Origin of the sequence: Sulfuricaulis sp. (assembly GCF_041499725.1) — a bacterium.
Taxonomy (GTDB): Bacteria; Pseudomonadota; Gammaproteobacteria; order Acidiferrobacterales; family Sulfurifustaceae; genus Sulfuricaulis.
This window is the reverse complement of record NZ_JBGQKW010000098.1, coordinates 1-9,743: the sequence shown is the minus strand read 5'-3', so window position 1 is coordinate 9,743 and position 9,743 is coordinate 1. Positions and strand designations below refer to the sequence as shown.

The 9,743-nt window shown below is 57.5% G+C and carries 11 protein-coding genes; 7 read left to right on the top strand and 4 right to left on the bottom strand.

Annotated features, from left to right (window positions below; genetic code table 11):
- Together ACC569_RS12910 and ACC569_RS12905 are read left to right on the top strand one after the other, a co-directional pair.
- Window positions 1-204: bifunctional ornithine acetyltransferase/N-acetylglutamate synthase (locus ACC569_RS12910; protein WP_372523944.1), on the top strand; the 204-nt coding region annotated here is incomplete at its 5' end.
- A complete protein-coding gene (locus tag ACC569_RS12905) occupies window positions 173-1,180 on the top strand; it encodes a Nudix family hydrolase (RefSeq protein WP_372523943.1) in 1,008 nt (335 codons plus the stop codon). The genes ACC569_RS12910 and ACC569_RS12905, both read left to right, overlap by 32 nt.
- Here ACC569_RS12905 and coaE read toward each other — a convergent pair.
- Genes coaE through pilB form a run of 4 tightly spaced genes read right to left on the bottom strand, consistent with a single transcriptional unit; the run spans window position 1,177 to window position 5,684 of the window.
- Entirely contained in the window at window positions 1,177-1,785 is a 609-nt protein-coding gene (gene coaE, locus ACC569_RS12900) for a dephospho-CoA kinase (RefSeq protein ID WP_372523942.1), read from the bottom strand. The genes ACC569_RS12905 and coaE overlap by 4 nt on opposite strands.
- Window positions 1,786-1,796: 11 nt before the next feature.
- Entirely contained in the window at window positions 1,797-2,681 is an 885-nt protein-coding gene (locus tag ACC569_RS12895) for an A24 family peptidase (protein WP_372523941.1), read from the bottom strand.
- A gap of 51 nt (window positions 2,682-2,732) precedes the next feature.
- A complete protein-coding gene (locus ACC569_RS12890) occupies window positions 2,733-3,959 on the bottom strand; it encodes a type II secretion system F family protein (protein WP_372523940.1) in 1,227 nt (408 codons plus the stop codon).
- 3 nt (window positions 3,960-3,962) lie between these two features.
- The gene (gene pilB / locus ACC569_RS12885) at window positions 3,963-5,684 is read right to left on the bottom strand and encodes a type IV-A pilus assembly ATPase PilB (RefSeq protein ID WP_372523939.1); all 1,722 of its coding nucleotides are present in this window, start codon (window positions 5,682-5,684) and stop codon (window positions 3,963-3,965) included.
- A 431-nt stretch (window positions 5,685-6,115) separates the two neighbouring features.
- On the opposite strand from pilB, the gene ACC569_RS12880 reads away from it, so the two are divergent.
- The 5 genes from ACC569_RS12880 (at window position 6,116) to ACC569_RS12860 (ending at window position 9,647) form a co-directional block, all read left to right on the top strand.
- Window positions 6,116-6,538 carry a rubrerythrin family protein gene (locus ACC569_RS12880; protein ID WP_372523938.1) on the top strand — a complete coding sequence of 141 codons (423 nt, stop codon included), beginning with the start codon at window positions 6,116-6,118 and terminating at the stop codon, window positions 6,536-6,538.
- Window positions 6,539-6,678: 140 nt separating this feature from the next.
- Window positions 6,679-8,025 carry a heterodisulfide reductase-related iron-sulfur binding cluster gene (locus ACC569_RS12875; protein ID WP_372523937.1) on the top strand — a complete coding sequence of 449 codons (1,347 nt, stop codon included), beginning with the start codon at window positions 6,679-6,681 and terminating at the stop codon, window positions 8,023-8,025.
- Between the two features lie 18 nt (window positions 8,026-8,043).
- Window positions 8,044-8,349, top strand: a complete 306-nt coding sequence (locus ACC569_RS12870; protein ID WP_372523936.1) for an encapsulin-associated ferritin-like protein — start codon at window positions 8,044-8,046, stop codon at window positions 8,347-8,349.
- Window positions 8,350-8,353: 4 nt separating this feature from the next.
- Window positions 8,354-8,983 carry a DUF3501 family protein gene (locus tag ACC569_RS12865; RefSeq protein WP_372523935.1) on the top strand — a complete coding sequence of 210 codons (630 nt, stop codon included), beginning with the start codon at window positions 8,354-8,356 and terminating at the stop codon, window positions 8,981-8,983.
- 178 nt (window positions 8,984-9,161) lie between these two features.
- Window positions 9,162-9,647, top strand: coding sequence for a CNP1-like family protein (locus ACC569_RS12860; protein WP_372523934.1), 486 nt, complete (start codon window positions 9,162-9,164; stop codon window positions 9,645-9,647).
- The last annotated feature ends 96 nt before the right edge of the window (window positions 9,648-9,743 follow it).

Genomic DNA, 9,743 nt, shown 5'->3' with positions numbered 1-9,743 from the left:
GTGGCGATTCATCTCAACGAGGTGCGTGTCGTACGTAACGGCGCCCTCGATGCCGATTACGCCGAGGCCAAGGGGCTCGCCGTCATGCGGCTTCCGGAAATCCGTATCGGAGTGGACCTGGGCGTTGGATATGCCTCGGCACGCGTCTGGACTTCGGATCTCTCGCACGATTATGTCCGAATCAACGCCGAGTACCGGAGCTAGTTCGCCGCTGCACGTCGCGGTCGGCATTCTGACGCAAGGCGGCAAGGTATTCATCACCCGGCGGTTTCCCGACAGTCATCAGGGTGGCAAGTGGGAATTCCCCGGCGGCAAGATCGAACCGGGTGAGGATACGTTGTCGGCGCTGAAACGTGAACTCCGAGAGGAACTGGGCATCGAGGTGCAAGACGCTCGCGCCTACATGCAGGTTCGGCATGCTTACCAAGATCGAGACGTCCTGCTCGATGTATGGCGGATCTCACGCTACCAGGGCACACCGCACGGGCGCGAAGGCCAGGAGGCGAAATGGTTTGCCTGCGTCGAGCTTCCGCAGCTGGAGTTTCCCGAAGCCGACCAGCCGATCCTGCGCCGACTCTGGCTGCCGCCGCTTTATCTCATCAGCGATTCACGGCGTTTTGGGAAGGACGGATTTCTTGCGCCGCTGGAGCGCGCGTTGAAGGCGGGAGCACGGCTTGTGCAGTTGCGCGAGCCGCACATGCCACTCGATGAATTCGAAGAATATGCCAGGCTGATCGCCGGTCTGTGCCATCGCCATGGCGCCCATTTGCTGCTCAATGCCGAACCGGAATCGGTGTCGCGCTGCAATGCCGATGGGGTGCATCTGAACGGCAAACGTCTGACGCAATATTCATCGCGTCCTCTCGATGATCATTTCTGGGTCGCCGCTTCCTGCCACAGCGCGGAGGAACTGCGTCAGGCGGAGCGCTTGGGGGCGGATTTCGCGGTGCTATCGCCGGTGGCGCCAACTTCGTCGCATCCCGGTGCGGCAACGCTCGGGTGGGAGGCCTTTTCCCGATTGTGCGCGACGGCGAATTTGCCGGTGTATGCGCTGGGAGGCATGCGCGTGCAGGATCTTGCGCGGGCGCATCAGGCGGGTGCGCAGGGATTGGCGATGGTCAGCCAGATCTGGGGTGCGAATTCGATCGAGCGGGCCGTTACCGCTCTCGCCTCGAGCTAGTTTTTCTTCACGGTTGCCGCCAGAGAGAGATACCAGTGGTGCAGGCGTTCAACTTCCTTTTCGAGATGTTTGCGATCACCATTGTTGTCGATCACGTCATCCGCCTTTTGCAGACGTTGCGCGCGACTCAACTGGGCGGCCATGATTTTACGGATCTCCGGTTCAGTCATTCCGCTGCGCGCAGCCGTGCGCTGAATCTGCACGGCTTCCGAGACGTCCACCACCATAACACGATCCACCAGATCGGTGAATCCGGACTCGATCAGCAGCGGTACCACGAGGATGCAGTAGGGTGCGTGAAGCGCGTCCAGTTTTTCGCGGACCACTTCGCGGATGCGAGGATGCAGGATCGCCTCAAGCCGCTGACGTTCGCCGGCATTTTCGAATACGCGTTCGCGCAGTTTGCTCCGGTCAATCCGGCGGTGGGTATCGAGAATATCCTGCCCGAAGGCGTGGACGATCTGGTCGAATACCGGTTGCTCGGGTTCGGTCAGGCGATGCGCGATTTCGTCGGTGTCGATGATCGGTGCGCCACGCGTGGCCAGGAGCGCCGCCACCGTGGATTTTCCGCTGCCAATGCCACCGGTAAGGCCAATCCGCAGCATGGGGCCAGTGCTCAGACGGCAATCCGTGCAAATTGTAGATAGAGGCGGGTCAGGGGCTCACCCCACAGGAGAGCAATCCAGCCGGCGGCGCACAGAAACGGACCAAAAGGAATCGGCATGCGCCGGTCATGACCGAAAAACACGATGAAGCTGATTCCCACCACGGCGCCCACCAGCGAGGCCAGCAGAATGATCAGAGGCAGGCTCTGCCATCCCAGCCAGGCACCCAAGACAGCGAAGAGCTTGAAGTCACCATAACCCATACCCTCTTTGCCCGTCGTCAATTTGAAAAGTTGATACACCAGCCAGAGGGAGACGTAACCGGCTATGGCGCCAATGACCGCTGAGGACAAGGGCACGAAAACGGCAAAGATATTGAACAGCAGTCCCGTCCATAACAGCGGCAGTGTGAGGTCATCGGGCAGAAGTTGCCGGTCAACGTCAATGAAGCTGAGTGCAATCAGGCTCCAGGTGAGGGCCAGACCGGCCAGCGCCGCAAGACTAAAACCGAATCGCCATGCCACCAATACCGAAAGACAGCCGGTCAGCAGTTCGACGAGAGGGTAGCTCCAGGAAATGGACTTGCGGCAGGCGGAACATTTCCCCCGCAGCCAGAGAAAGCTCAGAACGGGGATGTTTTCCAGCGCCGTGATCGCATGTCCGCAGTGCGGACAGCGTGAACGGGGCACGATGAGATCAAAACGCTTGGAAGCATCGGTCGGCGGCTGATTTGGATTGAGAAGTTCGCGACACTGACTTTGCCAGCGGCGCTCGAGCATGACGGGCAGTCGATGGACGACGACGTTCAGGAAGCTGCCGATGGCCAGACCGAACAGGCCAGCCATCCAGGGAAAAGCCGCGGGATAGTTGGTGAAGAAAGCGGACAAGTCGCTCATCGGGCGGCATTATGCCCGAAAGCCAGCAAGCAGCGGTAGCTTCGACCGGGATTAAACGGTGGCCGCAAGCTTGAATATCGGCAGGTACATGGCGACAACCAGACCGCCGATAACGATGCCCAGGAATGCCATGATGATCGGTTCGAGCAGGCTGGACAGCCCGGCCACGGCATCGTCCACCTCCGCTTCATAAAAATCGGCAACCTTGCTGAGCATCTTGTCGAGTTCGCCGGATTCCTCGCCGATGGCGACCATTTGCACCACCATGTTGGGGAATAGCCCCGTGGCGTTCATCGACGATTGCAACTGCATGCCGGTGCTCACGTCGGATTTGATGGCCATGGTGCCTTCATAATAGACGCGGTTGCCCGCCGCGCCGGCGACGGAATCGAGCGCCTCGACGAGTGGCACGCCTGCGGCGAACATGGTCGCCAGCGTGCGTGCGAACCGGGCAATAGTGGCCTTCTTGACGATATCGCCGATCACCGGAAATTTCAGTAAGGCGCGGTCGAGGCTATGTTGCATTTTTATCGAACGTTTGTACGAGTAGCTAAGGAATGCCACGGTGCCGACGATTGAACCGATAATGGCCCACCACCATTCCTGAAACGCTTTGGAAAGATTGATGACCATCTTGGTCATGGCCGGCAGGTCGGCGCCGAATCCAGCAAACAGGCTCTCGAATTGCGGGATAACGAATATCAGCAATACGGCGGTAATGATAAATGCGACAACGATGACAGCCGTCGGGTAGAACAGCGCCGATTTGATCTTCCCCTTGATGGCCTCGATCTTTTCTTTATAGGTGGCGACTTTATCAAGGATGCCGTCCAGAATACCCGCTTGTTCACCCGCCTGCACCAGGTTGCAGTACAAGGCATCGAAGTAGAGCGGATGTTTTGACAGTGCCTGAGTCAGCGCAGTGCCTGATTCAATATCTTGTTTGATGGACAGGATGATTTCCTGCATTGCAGGATTTTCATGCCCCTTGCCGACGATGTCGAAGGACTGGGCCATGGGGATACCCGACGTCAGCATGGTGGCCAGCTGGCGGGTGAATACGGCAATATCCTTGGTCTTGATCTTCTTTTTAAACTTGAAGGCGACCTTACGCTGTTTGGCCACCTTGACGGGACTGACGCCCTGACGACGAAGCATGGCGTTCACATAGGCGACGCTGGCCGCCTCCATGATGCCTTTGACTTTCTTTCCCTGTTTATCGACGCCTTCCCAGAGGAAGGCGTCAAACTTCGGTTTCTTGATCGCTGCTTCTGCCATATTTTACTCGTTGGTTGCCCGTTCGACTTCATCCAGCGTGGTAACGCCGTCCTTGACCTTTTTCAGACCCGACCGGCGCAAATCGGGAACACCTTCTTTCTCCGCCTGCTTCTGGATATCCAACTGGTTGCCACCGCGCATGATGATCTCGCCGATGGCGGGAGTTACCGGCATGACCTGATAGATACCCACGCGTCCCTTATAACCGCCATTACAGGCATCGCAGCCGACGGCGCCGTGAATCACCAAGCCATTCAAATCTTCTTCCTTGAACCCGGCCTTGAGCAGGGCATGTTTGGGAATATCAATCGGTTTCTTGCAATGCGGACACAGACGCCGCGCTAGGCGTTGGGCCATGATCAGATTGACGGCTGAGGCGATGTTAAACGGCGGCACGCCCATATTAGCGAGACGAGTAAGGGTCGAGGGCGCGTCGTTCGTATGCAGGGTGGAAAGCACCATATGACCCGTCTGTGCCGCCTTGATGGCGATTTCGGCCGTCTCAAGGTCGCGGATTTCGCCGACCATGATGATGTCCGGATCCTGGCGCAGGAAAGCGCGTAATGCCGAGGCGAAATTGAGCCCCGCCTTTTCATTGATGTTGACTTGATTGATGCCCGCCAGATTAATTTCCACCGGGTCTTCCGCGGTGGAGATGTTGTTATCCGGTGTGTTGAGAATATTCAGCCCGGTGTAAAGCGTAACGGTTTTGCCGCTACCCGTCGGACCGGTGACGAGCACCATGCCGTACGGGCGGTTGATGGCTTCAAGAAAAAGTTGTTTCTGGAAATCCTCAAACCCGAGTTTTTCTACGCCCAGTGTGGCGGAAGTCGGGTCAAGAATACGCATCACGATCTTCTCGCCCCACAGAGTCGGCAGCGTGCTGACGCGAAAGTCGATCGCGCGATTCTTCGATATACGCATCTTCATGCGGCCGTCCTGGGGGATGCGACGCTCGGCGATATCGAGCCTGGAAAGAATCTTCAAACGCGCGGCAATGCGCGCGGCCATTGCCAGCGGGGGATTGGCGATCTCAGTCAGCATGCCATCCTGGCGATAACGCACGCGATAGGTTTTTTCGTACGGTTCGATATGAATATCCGAGGCGCCGCGGTTGATGGCATCCATCAGCACTTTGTTGACGAACTTGACGACCGGAGCATCGTTAATACCTTCCTCACCGCCGGTGCCTCCAGCTTCTGCGCCTTCCTCGCCGGCAATGATCTCGAGATTTTCCAGGCTGTCATCACCCGCCAGATCCGCAAGACTGGTGTCCTGGGCGTCCAGGGACTTCTCGATGATGATGGCAAGCTTGGCTTCCTCGACCAGAATCGGTTCGGTGCCAAGGCCTGTATGGAACTTGATTTCATCCAGCGCCTGGAGGTTCGTGGGATCGGAGACGGCGACGAAAAGTCTTGTTCCGCGTTTGAATAATGGCAGAACGCGATGTCGGCGGATGATCTTTTCATCCACCAGCTTGACCGGCGCCATCTCCAGGTCGAGCGAATTGATTTCGAACAGCGGAATGCCGAAATCTTCCGACGCCACTTTGGCGATGGTGGCGCTGTCGAGTTTCTTGCTCTCGACCAGTTGCGTGACGAAGGAGGTTTTCTTGCTGAGCGACTCCGCCTGAATGCGCTCGGCGTCGGTCGGGCTCAGGAGGTTGTCGCGTACCAGCCTCAGCGCCAGGCCACTCAGATTCGTCGCTGTGCTTGCGGTTGCCATGATATGGAAATCTAGGTAAGCGTCACTGCTTTTGCGCCGGGTCAATCAAATATAGTTTAGATATCCTGCTGCGCCAAATCATATTTCCTCCTGGTTCCCTGCGCTTTTCGAAATGTTCGCATTCAAATTCCTGCGCAGGAACGATGCGGTCTCAATTTTTTACCGAGCTTTCGTGCTGCCTGCCCTTACGAATTCTTTGCCGGGATAATGACGTCTGGGTTGTGGCCAGCACGGTAAATGGTCTGTGCGCGACGCCTGAATCTAAGAATAGCTACATTCCACCCAATCTCCATTGAATTGGCCAGCCGGGAAAGTCCGCTGTTGACAAGGGTTTTTAACTTATTTAGAATTGTTCTAAATCGAATCATTCGATTGAAATCATTTTTAGATTCATAATGTTATCGAAACTGCCTGTCAACGAGGAGTCAATCATGTCAAAACTCAAAGGAAGCAAGACCGAAAACAACCTTAAGGCCGCCTTCGCCGGTGAATCCCAGGCCAACCGCCGCTATCTGTATTTTGCTGCCAAGGCCGACGTAGAGGGCTACAACGATGTATCCGCCGTATTCCGCTCCACCGCCGAAGGTGAAACCGGCCACGCCCACGGTCACCTCGAGTATCTCGAGCAATGCGGCGACCCGGCCACCGGTCTCCCGATCGGCGCCACTTCTGACAACCTGAAGGCTGCCATTGCCGGTGAGACTCATGAGTACACTGATATGTATCCGGGCATGGCCAAGGCCGCGCGCGACGAGGGGTTCGCCGAAATCGCCGACTGGTTCGAGACGCTGGCCAAGGCCGAGCGCTCGCACGCCAACCGGTTCCATAAGGCTCTAGACACCCTCGGCAAGTAAGTCCAAGCCATGAGCGACGGGTCGGGTTGTGCCCGCCCGTCGCTTCATTCTTCCTTCCCGGCCGTGTTTGATAGCGGTCAAAGTCCCCCGCAGCCGCAAAGAGGAAGATACATCGAATTTATCGCTATGCAGATTCGACCATGAGTCAACCGACTGAAGGCCAACGCGAAGGCAGTCTCAAGGCACCGACGCGCCACGCGCTCGATTGGCGCGACCCCCGGTTTTACGACGAAGATGCGCTGATGAAAGAACTCGAGCGCGTCTTCGAAATCTGTCACGGCTGCCGCCGTTGCGTCAGTTTGTGTCAGGCTTTTCCCACGCTGTTCGACCTGGTGGACAACTCGTCCACGATGGAAGTCGATGGGGTTAAGAAGGAAGACTACTGGCAGGTCGTCGATCATTGTTATCTCTGTGATCTGTGTTTCATGACCAAATGCCCGTACGTTCCGCCGCATGAATGGAACGTGGATTTCCCGCACCTCTTGCTGCGCGCCAAGGCGGTGAAGTTTAAAAAGGGCGATGTGAAGACACGTGACAGGCTGCTCACGAACACCGACCTGGTCGGCAGACTCGCCGGTATTCCGGTGGTGGTGCAGGCGGTCAATGCCGCGAACAAATCCGGCGTCTTGCGCAAGGCTTTGGATAAAACGCTGGGTGTGCATCCCAAGGCTCTGCTCCCCGAGTATCACAGCAAGACCCTGCGCAAGCGTGCCAAACACCGGAAGGGCAATGGCATTGCTGCCACCCCGGCCGGACGCACGCGCGGCCGAGTCGCGCTGTTTGCCACCTGCTACGGCAACTACAACGAGCCGCGTATCGGCGAAGACCTGATCGCCGTCTTCGAACATAACGGTATTCCGGTTACGCTCGCCGAGAAGGAGAAATGCTGCGGCATGCCCAAGCTCGAACTGGGTGATCTCGATGCCGTGGCACGCGCCAAGGAAGCAAATATCCCGGTGCTGGCGAAACTGGTGGACGAAGGCTGGGATATCGTTGCGCCGGTGCCGTCCTGTGTGCTCATGTTCAAGCAGGAGCTGCCGCTCATGTTTCCCGACGATCCCGATGTCGCCAAGGTCAAGCAGGCGATCTTCGATCCTTTCGAATACCTCATGTTGCGCCACAAGCAAGGCAAGCTGAACACCGATTTCAAGAATACACTCGGGACCGTCTCCTATCATGTTCCATGCCATCTGCGCGTGCAGAACATCGGCCTGAAAACCCGCGAGCTGCTGAATCTCGTCGCCGGCACCAAGATCGAGACCATCGAGCGCTGTTCCGGCCACGACGGCACCTATGCGGTGAAGAGCGAATTCCACGAGGCCTCGATGAAAATCTGCCGGCCCGTGGTGAATCGCGTGCAGCAGGCGAACCCCGATCATTATTCGAGCGACTGCCCCATGGCCGGACATCAGATCGAGAACGGATTGCAGGGCAATAAAAAGCCGGAGCACCCGCTAACGTTGTTACGTCTGGCCTACGGCCTCTAATTACTGGGAAGAAACGTCATGGCAAACGAAGGTTATCACGAGGCGCTTGAAGATCTGTCCGAAGAAACACGGGACATGCACCGTGCCATCGTGTCGTTGATGGAAGAATTGGAGGCGGTGGACTGGTACAACCAGCGGGTCGATGCCTGTAAGGATGTCGAACTGCGCGCCATCCTGGCGCACAATCGCGATGAGGAAAAGGAGCACGCCGCGATGGTGCTCGAGTGGATCCGCCGCCACGACAAGAGATTATCCAAGGAGCTGCGGGATTACCTGTTCACCAAAAAACCCATAACCGGCCTCGAACACAAGAGCAAGGAGTGAGTCAATGATGAATCAGATTTCCGGTCAACTTGGCGAGAGCAACACCATGAAAAAGCTGACGCGTGACGACCTCTATCCGCTCGAGAAATATGCCGAGCTTCGCTCCCGCTTCCGTGAGGAGGTGATGGCGCACAAGCAGCACCGCCAGGTCGTCATCGGCCCGAACGCCACGCTCTATTTCGAGGACCGGATGACCATGCAGTACCAGGTTCAGGAGATGCTCCGCATCGAGCGTATTTTCGAGGCCGAGGGCATCAACGACGAGCTCGCCGCCTACAACCCGCTCATCCCGGACGGCAGCAACTGGAAGGCGACTTTCATGGTCGAGTTTCCGGAGGTGGAAGAACGCCGCGAGGCCCTGAAGCGTCTGAAAGACGTCGAAAACCGGGTCTGGGTCCGGGTCGCGGGTTTCGAACCGGTACGCCCGCACGTGGACGAGGATCTGGAACGCGAAGATGAGGAAAAAACCTCCGCCGTGCATTTCATGCGTTTTGAACTGACCCCCGAGATGGTCAAGGCCGTCAAGCAGGGCGCGGCGGTCGCCATGGGTATCGATCATCCGGCTTATGCCCACCAGACCGATCCGATCCCGCCGGCCACGCGCGAATCTCTGGCGCGAGATTTGTCGAGCTGATACGCATCGTTATACGTGCACGATCGGCCATTCGCGGCTGATCGCGCGCCTCGTGCATCGCGCGCATCTGCTGTATACTGCGCGCCCGATGCGAGGGACCTCTCGGATATCAGCTTTACGGATCGGAAGCCGCCGATGCGCCATCAGTCTTCCGCTGCTGGCCCTGGCGCTCGCTATCGTGGCTGATCCCGTGCTCGCCAAGAAAGACATCTATGGAGACGAGCCGAGCGAATTTTCCTTTGAAGAAAAAAATTCTGAGAAATGGAAGGAGAGCACGATCGTGCTCCCGCCTTATCCTGACGACCGCAATCTGCTGCCGGTCGCCATGAATAGCACCGACACCCTGAAGATATACATCGACGATAAATCCATTTCGCGTGCCAAAGATCTGGTCGCGCGATTCTCGCTCGTCGTGGAAAGCCCCTCCGGCGCGCGCAGCGTTTTCTATGACGGATACCGTTGCGAAACGCGGCAATACAAGACTTACGCCTTCGGCACTTCGCAGCACACATGGTCGCCGGTGGCGGATCCCCAGTGGATGACAGTCCCGCGACCGGAGATCAATGCCTTCCGCGACAATATTTACCGCCGCTACGTCTGTGACGACAACAGGTCGGCGCGCGCCCCGGAAGATCTCCGGCGCCTGCTAAAAAACCAACCCTGATAATTTTCCACCGTTAACGATCCGCCACCCATGAGCGCCGTCTACGATTCTTCCGCCATTGAAGTCCTGACCGGCCTCGAGCCGGTGCGCCGCCGT